16 protein-coding genes and 1 pseudogene are annotated in these 25,696 nt (G+C 36.3%); 6 read left to right on the top strand and 11 right to left on the bottom strand.

Annotated features, from left to right (window positions below):
- Positions 1 to 2: 2 nt before the first annotated feature.
- The 6 genes from VYM24_RS17855 to VYM24_RS17880 all read right to left on the bottom strand — a co-directional run bounded on the left by VYM24_RS17855 (position 3) and on the right by VYM24_RS17880 (position 7,692).
- Positions 3 to 1,019: a glycosyltransferase gene (locus VYM24_RS17855; RefSeq protein ID WP_330940536.1), complete on the bottom strand. Its 1,017-nt coding sequence runs from the start codon at positions 1,017 to 1,019 to the stop codon at positions 3 to 5.
- A 94-nt stretch (positions 1,020 to 1,113) separates the two neighbouring features.
- Entirely contained in the window at positions 1,114 to 2,850 is a 1,737-nt protein-coding gene (locus tag VYM24_RS17860; RefSeq protein WP_330940537.1) for an LTA synthase family protein, read from the bottom strand.
- A gap of 8 nt (positions 2,851 to 2,858) precedes the next feature.
- Positions 2,859 to 4,151, bottom strand: coding sequence for a lipid II flippase MurJ (locus VYM24_RS17865; protein WP_330940538.1), 1,293 nt, complete (start codon positions 4,149 to 4,151; stop codon positions 2,859 to 2,861).
- Positions 4,148 to 5,314, bottom strand: coding sequence for a hypothetical protein (locus VYM24_RS17870; RefSeq protein ID WP_330940539.1), 1,167 nt, complete (start codon positions 5,312 to 5,314; stop codon positions 4,148 to 4,150). Before VYM24_RS17870 ends, VYM24_RS17865 begins: the two co-directional genes overlap by 4 nt.
- Positions 5,315 to 5,317: 3 nt before the next feature.
- On the bottom strand, positions 5,318 to 6,877 hold the full coding sequence (locus VYM24_RS17875) for a GumC family protein (protein ID WP_330940540.1): 1,560 nt from the start codon (positions 6,875 to 6,877) through the stop codon (positions 5,318 to 5,320).
- Between the two features lie 11 nt (positions 6,878 to 6,888).
- Positions 6,889 to 7,692, bottom strand: a complete 804-nt coding sequence (locus VYM24_RS17880) for a polysaccharide biosynthesis/export family protein (RefSeq protein ID WP_330940541.1) — start codon at positions 7,690 to 7,692, stop codon at positions 6,889 to 6,891.
- A gap of 553 nt (positions 7,693 to 8,245) precedes the next feature.
- Here VYM24_RS17880 and VYM24_RS17885 point away from each other — a divergent pair.
- From VYM24_RS17885 to VYM24_RS17905, 5 genes are all read left to right on the top strand, one after another.
- Positions 8,246 to 8,977: a hypothetical protein gene (locus VYM24_RS17885; RefSeq protein ID WP_330940542.1), complete on the top strand. Its 732-nt coding sequence runs from the start codon at positions 8,246 to 8,248 to the stop codon at positions 8,975 to 8,977.
- A 73-nt stretch (positions 8,978 to 9,050) separates the two neighbouring features.
- A complete protein-coding gene (locus tag VYM24_RS17890) occupies positions 9,051 to 9,830 on the top strand; it encodes a hypothetical protein (protein WP_291601795.1) in 780 nt (259 codons plus the stop codon).
- Between the two features lie 11 nt (positions 9,831 to 9,841).
- Positions 9,842 to 11,017, top strand: coding sequence for a T9SS type A sorting domain-containing protein (locus tag VYM24_RS17895; protein WP_330940543.1), 1,176 nt, complete (start codon positions 9,842 to 9,844; stop codon positions 11,015 to 11,017).
- A 163-nt stretch (positions 11,018 to 11,180) separates the two neighbouring features.
- Complete coding sequence (locus VYM24_RS17900) at positions 11,181 to 12,308, top strand: HU domain-containing protein (protein WP_330940544.1); 1,128 nt, start codon at positions 11,181 to 11,183, stop codon at positions 12,306 to 12,308.
- 22 nt (positions 12,309 to 12,330) lie between these two features.
- The gene (locus tag VYM24_RS17905) at positions 12,331 to 12,867 is read left to right on the top strand and encodes an FHA domain-containing protein (RefSeq protein ID WP_007218494.1); all 537 of its coding nucleotides are present in this window, start codon (positions 12,331 to 12,333) and stop codon (positions 12,865 to 12,867) included.
- A 136-nt stretch (positions 12,868 to 13,003) separates the two neighbouring features.
- Here the strand turns inward: VYM24_RS17905 and VYM24_RS17910 are convergent, their stop codons facing one another.
- On the bottom strand, positions 13,004 to 15,103 hold the full coding sequence (locus VYM24_RS17910; protein ID WP_330940545.1) for a BT4734/BF3469 family protein: 2,100 nt from the start codon (positions 15,101 to 15,103) through the stop codon (positions 13,004 to 13,006).
- Between the two features lie 398 nt (positions 15,104 to 15,501).
- On the opposite strand from VYM24_RS17910, the pseudogene VYM24_RS17915 reads away from it, so the two are divergent.
- Positions 15,502 to 15,997 (top strand): annotated as a pseudogene (locus VYM24_RS17915) (HU family DNA-binding protein).
- Between the two features lie 146 nt (positions 15,998 to 16,143).
- On the opposite strand, the gene VYM24_RS17920 reads toward VYM24_RS17915, so the two are convergent.
- The 4 genes from VYM24_RS17920 to VYM24_RS17935 all read right to left on the bottom strand — a co-directional run bounded on the left by VYM24_RS17920 (position 16,144) and on the right by VYM24_RS17935 (position 25,548).
- Positions 16,144 to 17,751 carry a hypothetical protein gene (locus tag VYM24_RS17920; protein ID WP_330940546.1) on the bottom strand — a complete coding sequence of 536 codons (1,608 nt, stop codon included), beginning with the start codon at positions 17,749 to 17,751 and terminating at the stop codon, positions 16,144 to 16,146.
- A gap of 357 nt (positions 17,752 to 18,108) precedes the next feature.
- Positions 18,109 to 18,900: a hypothetical protein gene (locus tag VYM24_RS17925; protein WP_330940547.1), complete on the bottom strand. Its 792-nt coding sequence runs from the start codon at positions 18,898 to 18,900 to the stop codon at positions 18,109 to 18,111.
- Positions 18,887 to 22,954 (bottom strand): DUF6443 domain-containing protein, encoded by a 4,068-nt coding sequence (locus tag VYM24_RS17930; protein WP_330940548.1) that lies wholly within the window; start codon positions 22,952 to 22,954, stop codon positions 18,887 to 18,889. The genes VYM24_RS17925 and VYM24_RS17930 overlap by 14 nt, the downstream gene beginning before the upstream one ends.
- A gap of 11 nt (positions 22,955 to 22,965) precedes the next feature.
- The gene (locus tag VYM24_RS17935) at positions 22,966 to 25,548 is read right to left on the bottom strand and encodes a hypothetical protein (RefSeq protein ID WP_330940549.1); all 2,583 of its coding nucleotides are present in this window, start codon (positions 25,546 to 25,548) and stop codon (positions 22,966 to 22,968) included.
- Between the last annotated feature and the right edge of the window lie 148 nt (positions 25,549 to 25,696).

A 25,696-nucleotide genomic window follows, 5' to 3' on the forward strand; every position in this document is an offset into this window, starting at 1 on the left:
AGTTATTTTATATTGAATTGTTTTATGAATTTGTTGGGAAGTTCCGATAATAAGAGTTGTGAAGAATAGCGTGAGCAATTATCCACATAATACCTATTATTCATCACTATTTCATACATATCTTCTTCTGTCCAATTATCTTTAGCTATTCCTAACTTATTCTGTGTTATCCATTCATGGCTATACGGAACCGTATTTGTAAGTACTGGAGTTCCTGCTACTATAGCTTCTCCTATCGACAACATATTTAGTTCTTTTCTGGAATTGCAAAGTAAACAAACAGATTCGCTTAGATATTTACTCAATTCCCTTTGCGGGATTCTTCCCAAAAAGAGAACTTGATTACTCAGTTGGTTACTTTGGACATAGTCTTTCAGATTCTCTGATTCCTCCCCTTCTCCGATAATGTATAATGAATACTGTCTGTCAGAATATCGTTCTATGAATTTCTTATAGGAGATGATAATAGATATTACATCCTTATCTCTATCCAAATGGGCTATAACAATAAATGAAGCTTTCTTTTCTTTTTGGAAATGAAAAACTTTTCCATCTACACCGTGATCTATAAAATTAGAAAAAACATTCAAACCAAACTGTTTTGTGAACTTTCCTGCTATAAGAGAACGGGGTATGACTCTTACCTTGCGCATAAATGCGCGTGCTACAAGGTGATACCATATCAAAGATGGCAATCTGAAGAATTTTCGATTATGATTGCCTGATTCTTGCCATATAAGAGTTTTATCAGGTACTAAGCATGCAGCAAATAAAGAATTAAACGAAAAAATTTCGCTGCTGATAATCATGTCAAACTGTCCTTTGTGTTTCTTGATGAAGTGAATCAGTTGCGGATGAAAAGGCAGTACAGTCGGCAGGAACAATTTAGGCAGCATGGAACGGAAATAAACTATTTCTATGGGAAAATCCTGCTGATTAGTTGGCTTATAATCTTCCGCAGCTACTAAAGTCACCTCATGTCCCTGATTAACAAACTCTATCCCCAGTTTTATAATCATGCAATCTTCAATAGAAGTTACCTGGGGGATAAATCTCCCTTTAGCTGTGGTGCGGGGAGTATATAATATGGAATTCAGTAATAATATGCGCATGTTACTTCATTTTAAAATATCCTTTTGTTATAATCAAATCAGAAATATAACTTCTTCTTTCTTCTAATGGGAGTAATAGTATAGAGTCCTTACGAAAAATACTATGCCCTAAACCTTTCCACGGATAGTTATTAGCCCCCATTAAATCAAGTAAAGTCGGATATATATCTATTTGTTCCATTTTAGAGGTGTAATTCAACTTTTGTGAACCATTGAGTATAATCATTGCTATTTCTTTATCTTCAGGTAGAGTCTCTTTTCTATTTTCAATTTGGTTCTTATCTATTTCGTTGTGATCCGAAATAATTGCTATAAGTGATTTCTCATAGATTCCTGTTTCTTTTAATTCTTGAATAAATTTGCCAATAGCATTATCACAAAAATGGGCTTTTTCCAGAAAGTTTCTAATATTTTTGGTATACAATTTTGATTTAGAAATATTTGTAGAAGGAATCTCTAATGTATTATAAGGATAATGCATGCTAATTGTTACCAGTTGTGCGTAAAAAGGGAAATCGGCATGTTTAATTTGATTGGCAGCCTTTTCTAACAAGATATGATCATTTATGTTTCCTGAAGTATTCATCATTGAACGACTATCATATAATTGTGTAAATCCATAAGATTTGAAAGCTGTTTCTTGATTCCAATATTTAGCATCATCACAAACCATAGATAATGATTTATACCCTTTTAACGCTTTTGCCAAAGAAGGATATTCAGCCTCTCCAAATCGTACAGCCACCGCACCATTATTTATTGGTAACAGTCCTGTATTGTACATGAAATGTGCATCACTTGATCTACCACTTTTGACTTGAGGTTGTATATGTAAAGCAAGAATTGAATTATTTTCCTGGCAAAGTTGATTTAAATGAGGGGTTACTTCTATACTATCCAGTTTAAAATTAATAAGCCATGAGTTAAGAGATTCAACTATTATCACAATTAAATTCTGTTTTTCTTTAACAGCGTATTGATTATCTGTATATTTAAGCATGTATTTGCTCAAAAATGATTCTATTTCTTCTTTCTCTTTAATATCCAAACTGCGTTTTTCTAATATGGTGTTTATAAATGAATGTATACAGAAGGGGACAAATCCATTAAAGTCAAAATACGATATGTAATTAACCGTATTAACATAGCGAATTCCTAAATGACAAGTCGTCCTATTTTGCATTTTTGAATAAAACACATATGCATTCATTAAATGTATAAGAATAGCAAAAAGTAAGATACTAATCGTATATATGACTCTTTTTTTAGAATTGACAGGTGTCTTTTTTATTGTATCCACAAAAAGAAACCAATAAAGAATGAATAAAAAGAATGGTGGCAAAATAAACAGAATATCTGTTAATTTCATGGATGCTTTTATGCTATTTAATAACAAAGGGGAAATATTATCAAATAGGAGAAAAGAGGAAAATGGCATCAGATCATCATAAGTACGATAATACCATAATTGAGACAATCCCCAAAAAGAGAATAGGAAAACTATAATACTAACATAATATATGCGTAATTTAGCAGGAAGCAACCAATAAGGTAGTAGTAGCAAGAGTGCGTCAACCATAGAACGGGCACTGTAGCTCAACAATCCTAAATCCTTATCAAAGTGTAATAAAAGGTCATAGCGAAGATGCAATAGCTGTAAAATTAGAGTTGCCATTGCTGCTATATAAAAAAGTTCATTAGGATATTTTTTCCAGCTGCTTAATCTATAATCTTTCATTTTTTTCTTTATTTTCTGCGTTTTAAAAACGCCACAATACCTATCATAATTACAAATTCAATGAATAAGTACACAACAGCATATCCATGTTCCTTCCATGTCTCTATAGCAAAGTAGTAACATATACATGAGAATAGGTTACTCAATGACATAATAATGATATAGAGACGTATACGGCCTTCTGTAAAATATATTTTCATGCATGCCAAACTGACGGCGGTAAAAGGCATTGCAAATGTCATTATACCGATAAGGGATGATAGCTTTTCCATGGCGGCATACGGCATTTTTCCTAATCCGAACAATTCCTCGGCAATAAAAGTACGTAACAGGAAGATAACCAAAGAAGTGCATATCGTAAACAGAAATAAACGTAAAGTTACCCGCAAAGTGACATGATACATTTCTTCCTTTTCACCGTGGCTGTATAGATTGTTGAGCTTTATTTGAAGAACAGAAGTTATTTGCTGTATGAGTGCTAACGGAGCTTGGATAAACTTCTGTGCATAATTGATGACAGTTATTATTCCCGGCTGATATTGGGACAATAGATACATGGGAAAAGTGGATGCAAAAATAATGATTCCCTGATTAACAGCCAGCCCGGTTAACGCTTTGCTTTGTGAACGGACAAGAGCGAATTTTACTAACGAGAATTGCCATCTCAGCTTTTTCTTCATAAACCAAAGCAACAAGATAATATTCAGTAAGCATGCACAACAGCTACTATACATCACGATTGAAACATCTGCTTTTTGACCTAATAAGATAAGTGCGACAATGCCACTAAAGTTTATCATGAAATTACACGAAAGTCCCAATGTAAAATACTTGAATGAAACCAATATTTCACTTACATAGAGATTTACTATGATAAGGAGAGTCAGTGGGAAAAACAAGTAATATACTGAGATGTGACTGCGTATATCTTGGGTGGGGAAATTCATAATCCATTCTGGTGCTTGTTTGCCTCCAATTATGCAGAATAGAAGTAATGCACCTGCTGCCAGTAATAAGAATGTGTAAAGAAATGAATTGTGAAATTGCATTTCAGCTCTTGATGATTCATTATAGCGCAGGAACATAGCTTTAGGAATTAAAATAGATGTATTAAGTGTTTGCACTAGCCCACCTACTAAAATAGCTATATTAAATAAATAAAAATAAATATCCGTTCCTGTATTTGCCCCCAGATAGTAAGCAATTAGAAGCTGCATGACAAAAGCTGTCAGTTTACTTCCGATGCTGAAAGCGGAAGAATATACGGCTCCTTTTTTATATGTTCCAATTTTCAGCTTCATTTATTCGAAGATAATATAAGACCTAATAATATCAATATAAACAATCCCCGGTTTTGCGTAAAAGTGGCATCGGCAATTCCTTCTATCAGAAAAAATATAAATATTAGCAAAACAAACAATTGCCTAGTGGGCAATTGTTCTTTCGTTGATTTCCTGAGGATTGAGAACCAAAAAGCAAAATAGAGTATGACGCCTGCGACTCCAAATTGGGCTAATTCGGGATAGAATGCATCACATATAAATGCAGGCATATCTTTTGATAATCCCCACAAGTGATCAATTCCGTAAGCGGAGTAGACAGGAGAATAATATTCTGCAGAAGCGAATGTTCCAAAACTTCCTAATCCGCTTCCAAAAGGAAAATAGTCATATAAGATTTGCATGGAAGTAAGCATCATGGCAGGACGGCTCCACATTTCTTGGGAGTTCATCATTCCATCCACATAATAGAGTATAATCTTGTCTTTTGCCAACCAAATAGTTATTAAAGCAAGACACCCGAACAGGACTGTTGTTGTTATGTTAAAACGTATTTTTCCGCCCAATTTCATATAGACCATCAGAAAAATGGCGATTGCCCAGAAACCATAAAATTTAGAACGGGTGGAAATCAGTCCGATGGTTAATATTAACAATAAAACGGCAATGTCGCTCCATGAATTGGTAGAGCAATAGCTAAGTAGAAAAAAAGTAGCGACAACGGCTGTCGCATAACGAGATTGATGACCGAAGAACAAAAAATTAACATCGATGATTCCTAAAATGAAAAGTCCTCCCGCTATTGCTATGCACAGAATGGACAAGAAGCGTTTCTGAGATACAGTTAGTGCCGGAGCTATCAGGAAGGTACAATAAAATCCCAGGAAAGGCTTTAACTGCGTCAAGAAATCCATGCAAATCGCAATGGGAGTATTGGATTTGATAAGAAATGAATATATCAAGTAGAATATAAAAATTCCGGTAACTATTCCTATGGGTATCAACTCTTTCCAATTTCTGCGTTCCATTACCACCATCCCGGTAAAGACGACAAGGAAGAGAGCCATTAACTCATCTACATAGTCGAATCCGATAAAGTCATAGAAGATAACCCCGAATAAATAGCCAAATATGAGAAAGGCGAAAAATAAGTTGTTTTTAGAGAACACTAACCGGGACAGCATGGCTTATTTTGTTTTAGTGAAAACAAACACCCGAAAACTAATAGTGATCAGTGAGAGAATGAAAGTTGTAGCAAGTGCTATTGCCAGTACAAACACTTTGCGTGGATATACGGGCTTTGCCGAACTATATGCTGCGTCTACCACCCTACCCGCCTGCTCGTCCGGAGAATTTGCCAACTCTTTCTCCTGCAATTTTTGCATAAGGAACAAATAGACAGTCTCTTTTATTTTTTGTTGACGCTTCATTTCAACATATTCCCTTTCTTGGGTGGGCAGAGCACTTAGCTGGCTGTTGAATGCCCGATTTTTCTTATTTATTTCCTCTAGGCTTGCACGTATGCTTTGCCGAGCTGCATCTATAGCTTCCAGCAGCATTTTGCGCTGTTCGGTCAATTGTTTGTCGGCAAGTATCAAAGCCGGATTTCCTTTCTCGGAAGAAAGAAGCAGGCGCTGTCGGTCAAGTACCAATTGATTATAAAGGGCAATAGATTTTTCACCGATTCCTTCTATAGCAGGCACTGAAGCATACTCATTCAGGGGATTTTTCATATAATCCACTACATAATCCAGCATTTTTAGGCGAGCTTCCGTTTCTAAAATAATACTTTCCAATTCTTGATATCCTGTAACGGTCGCTTTAGCATATAAAGCAGGCTCCGGTATGTTATTCTGCTTCTTATAAGTTTCGATCTGATGTTCCAGATATGCAAGTTCCGTAGTAATGGTATCCAAACGTTCTTTCACAAACTTTGCATTAATAGTGGCTTCCTTTACTTTTACATTTCGGCTATATCGGTTGTAAGTGGACATGATAGTATTTAAGAAGTCATATCCCCGCTGTTTATTCTCGTTCTCAAACAGGAGTATTATTATGTCTGAAATTGTTTCTTGTGCACCTGCATATAAATCATCATACAAATCTTCATAGGTTTGCTGCAATGGAGTAATCCGAATAGTCAGTGTTTTTTCTCCGGGAACGGAAACGTCTGCATTCGGGGTAATCATAATGGTGCCAATAGGTAATTGCAATCGACAAGGCAGCGACTGTTCTTTTACTTTCACCGTCTTAAATAGAGTTGATTTTATTTGGGCTGATTGTATGATTCCATTCGATAGTGTTAGTTTTATTTTTACTGGTTTACTTAAGGTATCTAAAAACTGTTCGGGAAAGAGAAATGTTACCGGATTGTCTTTTCCATAAAGCAGTACATTTTTTAGGCCTCGCCGTTCACGCGTTTCCACTTGGTATCCGGTTTCACGGATCGCTTCAGTCATATTGGTACGCGACATCAGTACTATTACTTCATCTTCCACACTGCTTCCTGAACTACTTCCGCCCAACATTGCGCCTATACCTGTGCTTTTCAACATTTTCAGTTCAGACATCATCCCTTGATTATCTCTGATTAGTTGTATACGTGCTGTAAACTGATATTCTTGAGGTGTGGCTATTAAGAAACAGACGGCGACAATCAGGCAGATAATGCCAATAGGTGTATATATTTTCCAGTAGGCTAGGAATTGCTTTAAAAGCGCTCCTATATGTATGTTTTCGTCATTCATAACTAAGTGATTTATTTAACCAATAATGCGATCCCTAACGATGCCAACACCGATAAAGCGCTGATTATAGTTGATGCCAAAGATACGTTAAATTGTCCGTTCTGGCTATATTTGGCATTTCCTTTCCTAGCTTTATTAGGCTCCACATAGAGAACGTCATTCTGCCGTAGATAATAGAAGGGTGAAGTCAGAGTTTCTGCGGATGTCAGATCAAAACGGTGATATTCTTTTTTTCCGTTGTTATCACGGATTAGGAGCACATTAGTACGGTTGCCATATATTGTTAAATCTCCTGCCATACCAAGGGCATCAAGTACGGACAGGCGTTCATTAGGTACATTTACCGTTCCGGGTTTATTAACTTCACCCAGTACTGAAACTTTGAAATTCCTTATCTGTATCGTAACAATTGGAGACTTGACGTAAGCGGAAATCTTTTCACTCATCATGTCTGTCAATTCGCTACGTGTCATATTAGCAACTTGTACTTTACCAAGTACTGGGAAATCAATCTCTCCGCGTGAATTTACTAAATAAGTATGAAGTACAGGTGTAGAGGTAACATTTGTTTCCCCTGGGGCCAAATAGCTGGCAAGTGGCATATTGAATGCTGCTACAGCATTCGGATCTGTCCCAGATACAGTTATTGATAATTGATCATCAGGAGCAATCCGAGGGGTATAATTAACAGATTGCTCGGTAACAGCTGGCATCTGGTTGTCTAAATCCTGAAAATAGGTAATAGTATTAGTCGTTGTTTTGCACGACATTAATAATAGTAACGAAAAAGCAGGAATCAGCGTTTTTATTTTCATCGTATATCTTATCTTTTATTAATTTGACTATCGCAAAAGTAATAGTTCTATAGTCAATAAACGTTGGTTAGGCGGGTTTATTGTTAGGTTGTCTATAATTTGTTCATTGTTTCTTGAGCGTTTTATCAAATAAAGCACTAATAATAATACTTCGCTGTTCGACGCGGTATTTTTTGTTGCGGTTTATAATTTGTTTGGCGATATGAATTAATAGTTGAATTTGCCATTTTGTCTTTGAATATATTATTATCATTTACAATCTTATTAGGTTATGACTATTCATTTTCGCTTCAAAATCTTTCTATAAATATTGTATTTACTCAAAAAATAGAGGTGTTGATTTTGTGTGTAATTCAACAAATGAATACGAATAGAGAAATTAAAAGTAAAATATTCCATGAATAAGGATTAATATGTTGTATATAAATGAATAATTTAATGGTTTAGTTGCATTATATCACATTTATGTTTCTTAACATATTAATATTTTTATGTTTTGAAATTTAATTGGCTAATTTTCATACATAATTATTAACCTCTAAAAAATATTATTATGAAAAAGATTTATGCATTATGTTCACTCCTATTGATTTGCATGGGAGCTTTTTCTCAAACTGAGATTATTGATAAGGATTTGCAATTGGGAGCTTCTGACGTAGAATATTTAGGATATGGGAAAAAGTTGTTCTTTGGAGATTTTTCTGATAACCTTGATGATATATTTTTCGTTAGAAATAATATTAGATTTGATCAAACAGATTTTATTCTAAATGTTGGTGATGACTATAGCGATAGATTCATGATTGGAAGACAGCATTGGAGCGAAGACTTTTTTACCCCTCAATTTATATTCAAAACAAATGGAAAAATGGGAATTGGAATTCCTGATCCAACGGTTTCATTGGATGTAAATGGTACTATAAGAGCTGACAGTTTATTAATAACAAATGGCAATGTAGGTATCGGTACCGATAATCCTCAAAACAAACTTGATGTAAATGGAACTATCAGGGCTAAAGAAATCTTAGTAGAATCAAATTGGGCTGATTTTGTCTTTAAGCCAAATTATAAATTACCCACATTAAGAGAAGTTGAAGAACATATAAAAGAAAAAGGTACATTGCCTAATGTTCCTTCTGAAGAAGAAGTTAAGGCTAACGGCATTAGCGTGGGAAAAACCAATGCACTTCTACTTCAGAAAATAGAAGAATTGACTTTGTATGTGATTCAGCAACAAAAAGAAATAGAAGAATTGAAATTAAAAAAACTCAATAAAAATAGGTAATATGCTTTTATCTATGGATGTTTTATTTGAGTGATTAATTCTCATATATATTAACCTCTAAAAAAATACTATTATGAAAAAAAATTATGTGTTATGCTTGCTTCTTCTAATTTGTATGGCAGCTTTCTCTCAAACGAAGAGTAATAATGATGGTTATGTTTCCCCATTTGAAATTATCGAAAAAGATCTGCAGTTAGGTGCTACCGAATCTGAATTTTACGTTGGATATGGAAAGAAACTTAATTTTGGCCATAATGGAGATAATATGGATGATATACACTTTGTACGGTATAATATTACGTTAGATCAGACAGATTTTCTACTAAATGTTGGTGATGATAACAATGATAGATTCATGATTGGAAGACAACATTGGAGCGAAGATTTTTTTACCCCTCAATTTATATTCAAAACAAATGGAAAGATGGGAATTGGAATTTCAGATCCAACTACTTCATTGGACGTGAATGGTACAATAAGGGCTGATAGCCTATTAATTACAAGCGGAAACGTAGGCATTGGCACTGAGAATCCTCAAAACAAACTTGATGTTAATGGTACCATCAGAGCTAAAGAAATCTTGGTAGAATCAAATTGGGCTGATTTTGTCTTTAAGCAAAATTATAAATTACCTACATTGAGAGAGGTCGAAGAACATATAAAAGAGAAAGGTAGATTGCCGAATGTGCCTTCTGAGCAAGAGGTTAAGGCCAATGGCATCAATGTAGGAGAAACTAATGCGCTTCTACTCCAGAAAATAGAGGAACTGACTTTGTATGTGATTCAGCAACAAAAAGTGATGGAGCAACAACAAAAAGAAATAGAAGAGTTGAAATTAAAAATTACCCAATAAAAATAAATACTATGATAAAAAAATATATTATTTTCATATTCCTACTATTTAATAGCCTGAGTTCCTTCTCTGTAGGGAATTCTCTTACAGGGCCTACAACTGTTGACCCTGGAACGTATTACTCCTATAGAGCTAATTTGGATGGGTGGGATATCAATACGGTAGTTCGGTGGAAAATTACCAATGGTCGTTTTAATAATGTGAATGGTCCAACTGAATTGAGGCAAACAATTGGTGCGCTTCTTGCGACTGTTGTATGGGACGATACTACTAGCAAAGGAACTATAACCGTAGATATCAATGGTCCCGTTTTACTTCGCATCAAAGTAAATATAAACAGTGTCAAGAATATGTATATTACAGATTTCAGGTACAATGGGAGTAAAGCTACCAATGATATAATAACACTTCCGCTTGGGCAAACAGGTATATTGGAATGCACTGTTCCGGAAATGGCATATCCGTTAAACAAAAATAAAATCACAGAGTTTAAGTGGGAAACTCCAAAGTCTTGGGGTGGAAAAACATTCTATAGCGGCCGAACCATTAAAGTTAATTATAATGCTACATCCGGTAATGGCGAAACCATAAAAGTTACTCCTCTCGGTTTTAGAAGTGTTTTAGGTAATACTAAAACTATAACGATTAAACGAGCGACGCCAACATTTGATGGCAATATTAAGAATGTAACCATCACGTCCAATAAAACATATAAACATTCTAAGTTGTATGCTGAAAATGTAACTATAAGGAGCGGTGCAAATGTCATTATGAATGGATACAATTCCGTGCGGATAGTGCCAGGTTTTACAGCAGAGTTAGGTAGTACTGTTAGAATATATAATGGTACAGCTGCAAATTCGATGACCAGAGGTATTATGGATGAGAGCAATAATATAGACGATAGAATGGTAGAAGACAAAAAAGATGCCAGAATGGAGCAAAATAGTCCTAATCCGGCTAAAGGAAGTGCTGTCATAAATTGTTATATCCCTTCAAAGACGGTCAATGCCTATATTCAAATATACAACGCTATGGGAGGAATGGTTCTAAAGTTGCCAATAGGAACAAAAGGGCAAAGTGAGATACACATAGATACTTATAAATTGCCTAATGGAATTTATATTTATTCATTGGTTACAGATGGTCGTTTGATTGATACAAAAAGAATGATCATAGCTAATTAACAAAAATGCAGGTCTAAAACGAATAAAAGCTAGCAGATTCATTAACGGATCAGCTAGCTTTTTCTTCAAAAAAACATTGTTCCTTTCTGCATTGTTTATAATTTGTTGAAAGAAAAATGCCCTGAAACTGGCTTATATCCGAGATTTGCGTTACTTTTGCACCATGATTGAATTGGCACAACATATAGAGGCTTTATTATTGGAAAATGACTGCGTCATTGTTCCGGGTTTAGGAGGATTTGTAGCTCATTATGCTCCGGCTACGAGAGTGGAAGAAGAAAATATTTTTCTGCCCCCTACCCGTATCATTGGTTTCAATCCGCAACTGAAGATGAATGATGGCTTGCTGGTTCAATCTTATATGTCAGTGTATGGCACCAACTTCTCGGATGCTACCAAGATAGTGGAGCGTGAGGTTGATGAACTGATTGCCGCTTTGCATGAAGAAGGTAAAGTGGACTTGCCGAATGTAGGCGAAGTACGTTATACGATTCATAATACATTTGACTTCGCGCCGTACGATAATAAGATCACAACTCCTTATCTATATGGGCTGGATGCGTTTGAGATGCGGGAATTGTCTGCTATAGAAAAGCCACAGGCCGAGAAGATTATTCCTGCTCCTGCTGCCATTGGAAAAGAAAAGCGTAGCTATGCAATCAAATTTAACCGGGCTTACCTAACGAATGTGGCTGCGGTAGCGGTTGTCATTTTCCTCTCCTTTTTCTTCTCCACTCCAATAGAGAATACGGAAGTGATAGAAGAAAACTATGCCAAATTGCTTCCGGATGAATTATTCGAAAAGATAGAGAAGCAATCTTTGGCTATTACACCGATTGTTGTAAAGCAGAATACCCCCGCACGTAAATCCGCTAAGAAGCAAACAGGGACACAGAAGAAAGTGGTGGCTCCTGTTGCTGTCAGAGAAGTCAAAGTTGGTAAAACACCAGTTGTGTCTACTGAAACTACGGCAAAAGAACAAGCTTCTCACTCTGTTTCAGCTACTGCTGATGCGCCTAAACATAATGTACAGCCTGTTGCAAAACCAGCAGTTGCCACCCCAAAAAGACCATATCATATTATCATTGCCAGCGTAGGTACTGAAAAAGATGCGGAAACTATGGCTGCACAATTGGTAGCCAAGGGATTTTCCGGTGCGAAAGCTATTGTGGGAGACGGTAAGATGCGCGTCAGCATTGAGTCTTGCGGAACAGAAGTGGAAGCCTATCAGGCTTTGGCGAGAATTCGTGAGAACGAAACCTATAAGAATGCTTGGGTGCTGAAAAAGTGATTTAATTTTTAATTTTAATTCCATGAAGCGTATCCGTTGTCCCAAATGTGAGAATTATCTTCAGTTTGACGAAACAAAGTATAGCGAAGGTCAGTCCTTGGTCTTTGTTTGTGAGCATTGTGGCAAGCAGTTTAGTATCCGCTTGGGGAAAACAAAGATGCTTGCTCCCCAAAAGGAAGAACGCCCGGACGAAGAGGAATTCAAGGAAGCTTTTGGCAGTATCACAGTGATTGAGAATGTATTTGGCTTCAAACAAGTGCTGCCTTTGCAAGAAGGAGATAATGTAATAGGTCGCCGCTGTGTGGGTACTAACATAAACACTCCCATTGAAACATCGGATATGAGTATGGATCGTCGCCATTGCATTATTAATGTGAAACGCAATAAACAAGGTGGGCTTATCTATACTTTGCGAGATGCCCCCAGCCTGACGGGAACCTTTCTGAATAATGAAATCCTGGGTGACAAAGATCGTATCCGCATTGAGGATGGTGCAATTGTTACCATCGGGGCTACAACCTTAATTTTGCGTAGCGGAACAAGCAATGAACTTGAGTAATTACAATCTACGTTTTTTTGCAAAGTTGCCTACATCCTACACCTCGTCTTTTAATCATCTAATTATCTGTTGATTATATCATAGAAAGAATATGAATAGCGGTGTAGGCAAAATGCTTCCCTACACCGCTATTTTTTTATTTATTCAACATTATAACTTCGTATTGCATTCCTCTTTTGGTCCGTTTGGACTCTATCTGATTTTTCTTAAGGATGCGTCCAAATGTACTTATACAACTGTTGGACAATGAAATAGTTTTTGATTTTCCTTGCAGGTATTCGATGATTTCCATGGAGGTCATCCACTCTCCCATTTCACCTTCTTCCGGTGAACGAAAATAACAATGGAATAGTTGCTCTAACGGGCTAATTTGTTCAAATTCCCGGTTAGACTCCTTCAAAACAGCTTCATCTGTATCATCAAACCAGTAACGTTCCCCTTTTGTGATAGCATCCATTGCCTGTGCATAGAGCTGGCGGTAGTTGATGGTGACACTTGTGTTGATGGGTGCCGTTACTTCAATGCAGATGAAACGGCGGCTACCACTCGGATCGGTTAGCAAGTCTTTTTGGTTGCTGGTACCGATGAATGAAGCATAGCGTCGTATTTCCTGAATGCTGCTCCCATAAGGTTTGCGCAGATTGGCAACAGGCTTCTGCAACAAGTGTTTCAGAAAACCCTGCTGATTTATGCTGACCTGGTCAAACTCATCAATATTAATCAGCATAAAACGACCCAGATACATTTCCGCATCCCGTTTACTCCCGAAATCCAGACTATCTGTATAGCCGAAACGAAGTTCGGGTGGAAGAATTATCCGGCAGTAGGTTGATTTCCGAAAACCTTGCGAACCGACCAGGAGCGGCGACGTACTGTTGGCATATTGTTTATTTAATCCGCGCCAGTGAGCCACCATGTTCAGGAACCAGCGGTAGAAAAGTTGCCGCCAATGCGGATTATTACAGGGTACGAGGTCAGCGAGCGCATGAATGCGGTCTTTGCCGTCCCAACGTCCTACACTGCACAGATAATCTTCCACGGGATTGTATAACGGTACGCGGTTGGATGCCAGATAGCGGTTCACGTCTCTGTCCCACACTTTGATGCCTTCCTGTAGGGCATCCATTGATATGCTGTTCCGTGCCCGTTGGTCAACGGGCTGGAAATAGAAGTGAATGGAGTCTTTTTGGCGAAATTCCAGGTCGTTACTGACGGTATTGAAGCGAAATTCATACCTGCGCTCCATGAATTCTTCCAACCGGAGGGAAATTTCCTGTTCCGGTGTTAGTGCAGACTTCTTGCCGAAGCCCTTGCATTCCCGATACAAATTATGGATGGTGGTCCTGACAATTTGTTCGTCAGCTTGCCTGTAATAGTGTATCATAACCTGACGCACGGTTTCTTCTTCCGGTATCCCTGCCTTGAAACAATGTTCGGTCAGACACACCAGTAGTGTATGCAATGCATCTCCCCGCTTCCAGTTCTCCATTTCATCCAATGCTCTGCCAAGGGCTGTTTCAAACAGTATGGTGAAGGTTTCGGATGTTTCAAACCCCGGCTTCAGCCTTGGCAACGGGTTCTTTTCCATTAATTTCCGTTGGTGGAAGGTCTGTTCTCCGGGCATACTGAACGGCTGCTCTTGGCAGAAAGGTATGGCATCGGGATTGAAATACGGAGTGACATCCAGCGTCATGCGGCAACTTTGTGTGGGACTGGGTTCTTTCAGGGTTATTGGAAACGGTAATATAGGTTGGTAGCACTGCACAGCCATACGATAAGCACAGGCATGAAAAAGAGTGATGTTCTCCTCTTTTACAGGGAGACTTCCGTCAGGAAGCACGAATTTTACCCATATCTTTACGCTCCGCCCGCTGCTTCCGGTTATTGCCGCCCAGGTTTGCGGCAACAACCTTGCCTGTTCTTTCACCAGCTCCACTTCAGGCAATCCGGCCAGGTCGTTCACTTCGAGCATCACTACCCCATTGTAGTGCTTCATCTTCCTGCTGCCGTCGCGGCTTCTTCCGTATTCAATAGACGGATAGATGCGTGGCAACTTGTCGATGTGCTCGTAGTGGCCACGGGCATCAGGGGTGGTATATAGTAGCATAGTCCGTAGTGCCGTGACGTGTGCCGCTTTGGTTTCTGTTTTTATTTTTTCCAATAATGCGTCTGCTTCGCAGGTGCTGACGGTTTCTTTACCACTCTCTTTTTCTTCTCTGATTAGAGTTATTTTCATTTACGTTTCTATTTAAAAAATAATTTATTCATAAGTAGCTTTTTCTAAGAGGCTGCAAGGTACACATAAAATGCGTTTTAATCAAATATAATAGGGCTTTTATTGGAATATTATTTCCCTGTTCTAATCGTCTAAAATAATAAGAAAAATTGAAATATAGTCGGTTGAAAACTTGACTTTCCCTTATTGTTTTTGTATCTTTGTCAATAGCAAAACTTCGTCCTGCAGTTGTGTGCCGGATGGTTTTCAACTGGGGGCTGTGCAGCCTGCGATTGCAGGATATATAGCCCGCAATTGGAAAACGAAGTTTTGCCTATGGCTTAATGAGATTTTCCTTCAGGCAAAAGAGGAAAAGGAATAAGGCAAATGATGATTTAGTAACTTAATAACATAGCATTATGGCAGCAGAATATGATTTTCAAAGGCGTCCAAATCCGAAAGGCGACGACGCAGTACAACCTTTGTATCCGCGTATTGTAAACAAGGGTACGATTAAGATGGAGCGTCTGGTTCAGGATATAGCCGGTATGTCCAGCTTTACGCCCGGTGATGGATCCTAAAGAGATTCACTCGCAAACCATTTTCTTTGGAAAAGTACATTTGCGTGTATCCCCCGATTTCCGGAAATGCTGCGCAGGCTATGTGGAGCGTGCCAAATACGGTTTTCGGAAAAGTGCCGAACTTAGCGGTGCGGAACGTTATCGCCGTTTACTGGCTTTTCTGGAGACACATCCTTTCATTACCCGCCATGATTACAGTGGAATTACGGGACTTTTGAAGAATAAAGCGCTGAATGACCTCAATTTGCTCGTAGAAAAGGGGTATTTGAATGTAATTGGACAAGGTTCGCACAAGGTATATGTACGCGTTGATAATAAGGTGGTTACGGAATAGTTGGAGGACTTTTGACATATTTCAAGGTGTAGGCAGACGAATAAAATCGTCTGCCTACACCCTGAAATATGTCATATATTTATTTGATATTCAATAAAATATACTTAAAAGTGTAGGATGTAGACAAAGTCGGCTAAAAAGTATAGTTAGTTATCAACACGTTTCCACTTGTGTACTTCCTCCACTGTACTGGTTTTGGTAGGGCTATCGTCTACTTTCTCTATATGATCTCTTTCATAATGATACTCACAATGCTCACATTTCACTTCCTGATGATAAGTAATTGTACCTGTCCAATACTCGTGACTTGATACTGTATCCTTGCTTTCATAGCGCGTTTCCCATTCAACAAAATCAAAACCCTTTTCCTTGATTTTTCCTTTTTTCCGTGAAGTATACTCATGGCGTTTTACATTCGACTCTTTTACCAGCGAAGTAGCTTTTAGAGTATGTTGGCCACACTGAGGACATGCAAATTCTTCAATGGGTTTCCAGTCGCCCGTCGTATCGGCCTTACGATCCTCGTGTGTATGGTGATGGCAGACGGCACACTCTGTATCTATTTCCACCAACTGGTGTTCCCGTCTGCGCGCTTTCTCCACATCAATAATTGTGTTTTTTATCCAACTCGTTCCCCATATAGGCTCTACATCCACACCTGTCAAATAAGTAATTTCAACTACATTCAATTTATTCAGCGCTGCACATGACGAGCAACGGGCGTCACGGATAGAAAGTTTCTCTACAGCTGCGCACATCCATAGCAGCAGCAATAAGCCTCCCGGCAGAAGGATAATCCAAAGAGAATTGAATAAGTAGAGGCAGGAAAGCAACAAGATGTACATCCAAGGGAACATATATACATATTCCAATTTGGCGATAAACGAATTTTTCACTCCTGGCGTGCGCCCCAGTGCAACGAACAGGAGGCTTGCGGCTCCATACACTATGAGTGTCAGCCCGCCCAATATCAATAAGAAGAGTACCAGTTTTATAAGAAACCAGAAAATGGAGGAGAAAATTCCCTTGAACCATGTTCCGAATTTACTGCCTAAAGATTTATGATGGAGCGGTTGGCTATTAGCATCTACTGTAAAGGGTTGGAAACTGGTGACAAGATTCCAACTGATGATATAATAGAAGAAAGGTGCACTGGTGTATAAATTATACTTCAACTCCGAGGTGCGTTCCGTATGTACCACAAGTCCCTCTTCATCCACCGTGAGCAGCACTCCCTTTGTTCTTCCTTCGCCCTTGGCCAGTACCACTTGCGGAAAATAGTAAGAACGTGTTGATACATCAGCCATCAGATAGTCTCCGGCTTCTTTGCGTATGCGTTCTAACGAGAAACCATTCAATGAATCAGCTCGATAGACATAACGGAAATCGGGATTCATCGCTCGCAGTCCTTCCACTTCACCTTCGACTGATAACTTAGGCACACCGAAGCGGTTGCCGTTTTCATCTTCCACAATCCACGTCCAGCGTCCATCTTCGGCAATGCCTTTCAGGCTTGTACCGGCTGTTAATGTTTCGTTGGTTTCTTCAAGTTTTCCACTCTCACCGGACCATACGTATACCCATTTCTGACAGTCTTCTTTTAACACAATCTTCACATCCTCTTTCGCCAATTCTCGTGAAGGGCTCCAGAAAAGGAAACAAACAAAACATACTAAGCAAACTACAAAAGCAATAAGACTTTTTGTTAAAGAAGTTGTCTTACAGTACTCTCTCCTTTCTAATTCTTCTTTCATTTTGTTTTTTTATCGTTATTATATCCTGTATCAAGAATAATTTAAGCTCGGCTTCTTCCCATTAAATTCATAATTGACGGCTCATTTGCGGTTTAATGAACGATGAAACGGGGTTAGTACTAATGAGAACTTAAAAATATTATTTATTGCAAAGGAAACCTTTTTTTAAAAGAAAACAAAGAACTGTTTAATTTTTATTTCTCTGAATACAGGGGTACGAAGACATGAACTTCTTTTCTGTTTATGCTTGCATGAAAAGGTTTCGCTGAGATGCAGCTTATTCTTTTCAAAGATAATAGAAAATATATTTTCTTCATACAATCAGTTATTTCATTTTGTCTTGTATATACTTTTGTATCACTGATTCTCAAAAACGCTGCTATGAGGGCAGTATGTATAAAATGCCAATCTATATATGCCATTCTCTTCACAGAATTTCTTCAACATGATTTCTATTTCTTTGAAATAAGATTCATTGTTATCGATTCTTTCTTTATTGCAATAATTAAAGAGCCCATCATTCCTTATATAGTCAATTAAAATAGCTTTATCTTTATCCATCTTATATTCTTGAGAAATGGTCATTATCTCATTTAAAAGAACATTAGAGAGTTGTGTTTTCATTATAATAAATTTATTTTTTGCATTAAATGCTTTTGGTGTAGAATTAACTAACTGATTTATTATTGCAAATTTCTCCTCCGGATGTGGGAAACAATCCAAATCACAACACTTCTTACCCACATTATACAATAATATAGTGCTATCCTTTTCTTGCATCCATAGTTGAAATTCACACTCATTTTCTCTAAAAAATAGATGTGCTTTATTTTCTTTCAGAGTTACAAGAGTTTGTTTTTTTAGTATGCCATAATAATATAATTCTTCTGGATATGCAACATGCATACTATCAATAAACTCCTCCAATTCATCAAGGCTATCAGGCATTGCCAAGTAATAGACATAATAGAAGTCTAATATGTCTGCTAAAAAGGGGAAGCGTGCAGAGATTGTATCTTTATTGTCAATTTCAAATTTTCCATCTTTAGAATAAAAGGGGGATGATAATTCTTTATCTATCTCGTTGGTGAAAAAAATAAAGAATGGACATAATACAATGTATATACAAAAAAAGTTATTTGTTTTCATAAAAAAATAGTTTTTTGAATATAGAATAGGTGTTATTTTTTGCTTCTTTAGTAGTAAAGACGACTCGTGCACTCCAGTTATTGCTTGATCCGCCACTTCTCGGAAATCTTAAATTATATCCGGATTTCATACTACCAGTTCCTCTATTTGAATTATAAGTGAATCTATTTGTTGTTGTCCAGCTTTCAAAAGTTCCCTTATTCTGTTGCCCTCTACCTATCATATAATAATAGGCTATACCAGTATTTCCCTGTGCTCCATATTCAAAACTAAAATAGGTATCTTCTGTTAAACCAAGAACGGATGTTCTTGCGTATGCCCCAATGTCAAAATCTGTTTGTCTTTGTTTTATTTCAGAATCAATTATACTCTCTTTTAGAAAATCAACATAGTTAATTATCGAAGCGTCCAATTTACTCATAGCTTTACCCTCCTTTGTGTTTGCGTCTTCTGTTTGACCAAATAAACTATAATATGTATTATCAGACTTGTATGTTAGTCCTAAATATTCTGCTCCTTTTATCGTTTTATCCAATTCTTTTTGTGAATGAATTTCAGTACTCCATAGGTATGTCCATTCATTATTCTCATCTTTAACACGATACCAGTCTCTACCATCCGGATCAATGAGGTTTGTAGGGTTATTCAGACAATATGTATAAGAACTAATCCAATAATATTTCTCTGCTAATGGATCCATCACCGTAAACCTTCCTAATGCCGTATCGTAATGTCTTGCTTCATAATCATACCAATCTAATCCATGCATTCGATCCAACTCCTTACTATTATACTTATAATTCTGATCACTTGTAGCTAGCCCCTCTTCAAACAAGCCACCAAACGGATAATAATGATTAACTTGTTCAACCGTTGTCCCATTTTGGTTCATGACTATGCGATTATTACCTTGATGATCTTTCAGGTAATAATGATAAATAGGAATATCTCCATTTAACGTCACATAACCTTCTTCAGTGAGAATCATACTTAGAACTCCATTTTCATAGATCACATTACTACAATAGTCAGTAGTATTAGTCTGGGAAATCTGACTATTTGCCAATTCCTTTATCTGTCCCATTGGTACGGAAATATTGGCAATAGCTGTTTTATGGATTACTCGTCGTTTCATACCATCAGCGTCATATAAGTAATTCGTGCTATTAGCATTTGCAAATTGTAGTGTACTTGGCAAATTTAAACTATTATATTGAATCTTAGCTATTTTCTTATTATAATCTTGTTCTAAATTACCATTAGCATCATATTTGTACTCCTGAATAGAAGTTTTATTGCCATCAACGAAGTTAAATGCACCATTATAAAGAGGATCTGTTGCGGCATCGGTCACATTATTAAGTTGATTGCCCACATACGTTAAGGACAAATCATCAATCTTTCCATAAGTACTTCCACTCACCTTACCATATCTTTGTAGACCGGTAATGTTTCCATTATAATCATAACCGATCACATTCTCTGAGAAGTTTTTTCCTGTAGGAGGAGTGATACTTGTTCCTTCGCCATAAATAGCATTTCTCATACGACTCATATTATCATAAGTAAACTTATAACCACGTATGCCGTCTTCCCCACTCTTCCAAGTCATACTTCCAATATTGCCATTATAACATTGACTTCCATTCCCTGTGTTATAATAAAGATTTTGTTCGAAAAGTGTTCCGTTGATTTGGGTCAACCAATTACGTATATTATATTCATAAGTCAGCTTATGTCCTGAAGTGCCATGATGCGTTTTTGTTTTCAATCTCCCTAACTTATCATAGGTATTGATAGCAAGCTTTACTTCACTATTCCCATTTAACTTGTGTCTTACTTCTTGCAGGCGTTCTGCATGATCATAAACATAAGTATATAATTCTGTTTGCATCTCTTTCTCATTTGCAGTGTGAATATGTAGATGTTTGAGGACTTTACCACTAAATGAATAGCTGAAGAAATTCTTTTCATATTTACCTAAGTGGTTCATAGAACGGCTTTGTACTATTTGATCTTTATCATCATAGTATAAAGAAGCAAATAGCACAATATTTTCCTCCATTAATCCGGTTCCAGTTCCGGTTAATAATCCTTTAGCAGAAAGATTTTCAGGAGAAGCAATATATTGTTGAGCATAGTCTGTAGGGTGTGTACCATTTTCAAATCCATAAGATAATGAGCTTTTGTGAGTTGCTAAGCAGGAAAGATTCAAAAAATTATAATTATCATAGTAACTGGTAGTTAATAATTTAGTGTAATTTATCCCGTTTTTCACTATCTCAGGGCAAATATATCCTGTTTGAAATAAGCCTGCTGCCGATGTCGAAAATTCCGTTATCATACTATGAGTAGATATATCAGGAAGAGAGTTGGCAATACAAAGGCCTCGGATAACCTCTCTGCCTAAAGCATCATAGAATATAAATGTCCATTGATTACTGCCTTGATTGCCATTTTGCATAAAAACAAGCCTATCAGCTTGGTCGTATACATATCTAATAGGATTAGCCCCAGGAAGTTTTTTCTCTATACATAAATTACGATTATTATATTTATATTGAAAAGCATATAATGAGAGATCAGCATTTTCTTGATACATAGGTTGAAGTACAAATGAAAGGTTATTATAATCATCATACACAAAGTAGGTATCATTATTACCTTGACGTTCTAATACTTTTCTATCAAATTTATCAGTGAAAATGGTATTGGATACCCCATCTTCATCTGTTATTGTCATATCAGAAAGTTCACCTGTTGCGTAGTATTCTGATTGAATAAGTTTACCACTGTTGTTTACGTAATATAATTTAACATCCTTGTCTGAGTTAGTGGAATATATAGTACTGATTCCTTTTTGTACAGAATGCCATGCATCTCCACTACCTATTTGTTTAATAATACGATGGAGGGGGGAATCTTCATAAATAATCCTATTGTATGCTGCATTGTCGGTCTGTTGAGATTCAATAATGTTAGGAGAGACATATTTGCCACTATTAGAAGGCATGCAAATAGGAACCCACTCTTTTTCCTTGCGCCCTAATGCATCATATTGAGTTAATGTTACTATATCTGCAAAATCTGGATTGTATTCTTTTTGAATTACTTCAGATGAACGTCCTAATTCGTCAATATATAGATATTCAAGTATGGAGTTTTCCATAGTTAAGTTTACAGTATTCTGACCGGCTGTTGGAATAAGTAGCGTAGCAGTACGGACTATATTTCTTTGAGTGTCAGATATTGGGAAAGTTACCTGATTAGAATCATCATACGTTGGAATGTCTGAATTCATAGTTGATATAATAGTTTGTATAATCCCATCATATCCTGCTGTATATTCTACTACTACGTAATAAGTACCTGCTGGTAAAACGGCACAACTAGTAGAAGCAATACTTTCATAAATTAATTCAAAAGAAGAATTTAAAAAATGCGTGGTAATATTACTGTCTGCTGTGTTATTAACAGAGACTTTCATTTGTTCTAACAATGAAAAACGATAGTAAATATCTCCTCCCATTTCATTACTCACTCCAACATATGAATTCGTATAAGTATAACTATCCATACTATATTGTTTAATATTCCCTTGTTCTAGTGTCCCGATGTCAATAGGTGATTTTTTTCCATTGATAGAAGCGTCAGGTTTATCTGTGTAAAAAGTTATATCTAGTATGGCATCATCAGCATTAGCTGCTCCGGAAGATGTAAAGGTGTAAGTTCCCGGCTCTAATGTTGAAGAAAATTTCTTTAATCCTGGTAACCCGTTACAGGTCGTCGATATTATATTATGTTGGCCATTAATATAAGATTTAAGTTCCGTATAAGCATAATTATCAGTTGCACAATGCTCTACGGTAAGTTTCATCTTACGAGCTAGGGTGATAATATATTCGATGCTTTGATGCCCTTGAATATTATATGGATCGGAATAAAAATCCCCATAACACTCAATGGTAAATGGATAACTTGCTACTATTTGTTGGGACATAGCAATTGTGGGAAGTGTAAGCAGTATTAAGAATGTATATATATTATTTTTCATTATATCATTTTTTAATGTTTGTATTGATAATCAAAAGATTTAAGAATGTTGCCATACATATCACGAATATATTTCAATCTATTCATAGAATCATATTCGTAATGAATAGTCACATTTTTTGAATCAGTTTCTGCTATTATACCAACATGAGGACGATATGTATATGTGTGAATTAGTGCTTTTGGTAGAGCAGTTCGCAGAGCATTAACCTGGTCCATATTGGGATGTGGCTGTTTTGCTAATGCATCTGGAGTAACCCCACTTAGAGCTGTTTGTACAGCAGAATATGTAGCATTTTCAATTTTAGCTATAGGATATTGTCCATTATACCCCCATAGATAGACAACATGCTCAATGTTATCTTTGATATAGTAAGCTATATTCCCATAACAATCATAATTTAGATATTTAATACGAAGTTGAGGAGTTGTATTTCCTTTGGCAACAGACAAGTCTTGGAGTAGTATCCTATTTTGTTCTTCTTTATATGTGTGTATTTTACGACTTACAATAGAAGTATTTATACTTTCTGTTTCTTCTATAGGAATATTGAACATATGGGCAGTCTGCATTTTTCCTAAAATTCCTATTGAAGAAGAGTTTGCATAAGTTATATTATGTATTGATAAACGTCCGTCGCTATTTCTTTTCTGAATACAACTAGGAAGATAATTCACATTGTTATAAAGATAATCAGTTGTTTTAGAATGTTTTTTATTCCCATAATATTCTGTCACAGTTTGACTATCAAGTTTCCACCATTCAGAAGGTATGTTGTAATAGTATAGACCAAAATGCTGATTTTCCATTGGAGGGGCAAACATTTTTAAACCCGTAATTGCTCTTAATTCTACATTTGAATATGTATACTCTTCTTGTCTGAGGATTCTTTTAGAATTATCTATGTAGTATTTAGCTGTCAAGAGCCCATTATTTGTATGAGAAAGCAGAGGAATATTTGGAATAATACTGAGATATTCAGGATTTATTTCATCCGCTTCATTGTTAAAATAGTAAGATGTTGCTCCTTTAAATGTAGTGTCCCATAATTCCTCACTAACACATCCATAGCCTACAGGAGCTCCAGAAGCTGAATTACTATATGGTATTAAGGAGGAAGATGTTCCATGTATATATTGTGCTTGATACTGATGAATTCCATCATCATTCATTTCAAAATGTGAAACATTCCATATATAATGAAATCTAGGCTCAGACATTAATAGGCCATTTTTGTAAATAAATTTACGTTTCTGAGTTTGTAGCCCTTCAGATTCATTTAGAATTTCCTTAATTCTAATACCAGCTCCTGTATTGCACATCACAGGAGAACCAGTATATATAGAAAGTTTAACTTCTCCTTGTGCTTGATATTCCGTATTAGGAAGTGAAGAAAACGAAAAATTTCGATTGATAGATAATTTATATGTACCAGCCGTTAATGTGTAATGCCAATCTTTCCATTGTGGCATAATTGGACCCTCATGAGCGTCTGGATAAAAAATAACATATACTGTAGAATAACTATTTCCTTGTTTCTTTTGAATACGTACTTCATATCCATGATAAAGCAAATCTAAAGGGGTTTCATTCAACATATAGTCTATCTTCAATCTTAGATAAATAGTTTTTTCCGAATCTAAAGTGAAAGGGTTTCCGCTGAGTTCTCCATTTATAAAGTTATCCTGTGTATCGATGCTTGAAGAACTATGCATATATACGTCATCAAATGATAAATTACTAGTTTGTTCGGTTTCTGTATCAACATGAAAAGCATTATCATATTCATGGGGCTCATATGTAAAAATGGTTTTTCCATCGGTGGGGTATTTAATAGATTGTAAGGTTCCACACATCAGCATAGAGCTATTCGGAGTTCTATCTTGTCCATAATAATATTTAGTGGAATTATCTGAACGTATTATAGTAGGAGGTATTAAAGTTCTTGATTTTGATCGATCCCCTTCTTGATAAATAGTAGACCAGCAGTAACATAGTGGGGTGAGTGGATCTTTTGCAAATCCCCAATAGTCAATTAATGTTGTTGTTTTTGCAGGTAATTTTTCTGGGGTTATATATGAGAACATATATTTTCGATCAGATTTCTGCTCATTGGGAAGTTCATAAACACTACTAAGAAATAATCGACAATTATTATAATTGTTAATAGCTCCTATGTATGAATAATCAAACCCAATTTTTTTGATAACATCATTACTACTCTTTATTATAATATACGATAATTTTTGCGGCTTGTATGCAGAATTTACAGGTTCAATATCATATCGTTCTGTTGTTTGAAAGTCGATTGATAAATTCTTATAATTTATTTGTGATAGTATTTTTTGCTTTATAGTGGAATATGTATAACTACTGTTAGATGATAAGTTTTCTATATAGGGATTACCTGTTATATATAATAAATTAATCATTTCATCAGTTGATTCTGATAAAAACACAGGTGTTGACACATATTCTTCCTTATATAAAAAGGATATTTTATTATGCTTAGAAGAAACGATAGAGTCTAATAGCCATGCTGTAGTAACTTCATTTTGTAACCCTTTAACTGGTATGTTTTTTTTATTATTCACATAGTCTAAATATCGATTATATCTACTATTTGTAGAGGTGGAATATGTCTTCGTAATCTCTTGAGTACCAAAATAAAATTTGAATCCATTACCATCTGTGATAACGATATTATTCCTTCGTTTTTCTACATGTAAATATTGTTGTAAA

It is taken from the genome of Bacteroides sp. MSB163, assembly GCF_036416795.1.
Taxonomy (GTDB): Bacteria; Bacteroidota; Bacteroidia; order Bacteroidales; family Bacteroidaceae; genus Bacteroides; species Bacteroides maternus.

What these genes read in the sequence shown, in the direction of transcription:
- VYM24_RS17855 (WP_330940536.1), bottom strand. Translation starts at nt 1,019, where the DNA reads ATGATTATAAAACTGGGGATAGAGTTTGTTAATCAGGGACATGAGGTG.
- VYM24_RS17860 (WP_330940537.1), bottom strand. Translation starts at nt 2,850, where the DNA reads ATGAAAGATTATAGATTAAGCAGCTGGAAAAAATATCCTAATGAACTT.
- VYM24_RS17865 (WP_330940538.1), bottom strand. Translation starts at nt 4,151, where the DNA reads ATGAAGCTGAAAATTGGAACATATAAAAAAGGAGCCGTATATTCTTCC.
- VYM24_RS17870 (WP_330940539.1), bottom strand. Translation starts at nt 5,314, where the DNA reads ATGCTGTCCCGGTTAGTGTTCTCTAAAAACAACTTATTTTTCGCCTTT.
- VYM24_RS17875 (WP_330940540.1), bottom strand. Translation starts at nt 6,877, where the DNA reads ATGAATGACGAAAACATACATATAGGAGCGCTTTTAAAGCAATTCCTA.
- VYM24_RS17880 (WP_330940541.1), bottom strand. Translation starts at nt 7,692, where the DNA reads ATGAAAATAAAAACGCTGATTCCTGCTTTTTCGTTACTATTATTAATG.
- VYM24_RS17885 (WP_330940542.1), top strand. Translation starts at nt 8,246, where the DNA reads ATGAAAAAGATTTATGCATTATGTTCACTCCTATTGATTTGCATGGGA.
- VYM24_RS17890 (WP_291601795.1), top strand. Translation starts at nt 9,051, where the DNA reads ATGAAAAAAAATTATGTGTTATGCTTGCTTCTTCTAATTTGTATGGCA.
- VYM24_RS17895 (WP_330940543.1), top strand. Translation starts at nt 9,842, where the DNA reads ATGATAAAAAAATATATTATTTTCATATTCCTACTATTTAATAGCCTG.
- VYM24_RS17900 (WP_330940544.1), top strand. Translation starts at nt 11,181, where the DNA reads ATGATTGAATTGGCACAACATATAGAGGCTTTATTATTGGAAAATGAC.
- VYM24_RS17905 (WP_007218494.1), top strand. Translation starts at nt 12,331, where the DNA reads ATGAAGCGTATCCGTTGTCCCAAATGTGAGAATTATCTTCAGTTTGAC.
- VYM24_RS17910 (WP_330940545.1), bottom strand. Translation starts at nt 15,103, where the DNA reads ATGAAAATAACTCTAATCAGAGAAGAAAAAGAGAGTGGTAAAGAAACC.
- VYM24_RS17920 (WP_330940546.1), bottom strand. Translation starts at nt 17,751, where the DNA reads ATGAAAGAAGAATTAGAAAGGAGAGAGTACTGTAAGACAACTTCTTTA.
- VYM24_RS17925 (WP_330940547.1), bottom strand. Translation starts at nt 18,900, where the DNA reads ATGAAAACAAATAACTTTTTTTGTATATACATTGTATTATGTCCATTC.
- VYM24_RS17930 (WP_330940548.1), bottom strand. Translation starts at nt 22,954, where the DNA reads ATGAAAAATAATATATATACATTCTTAATACTGCTTACACTTCCCACA.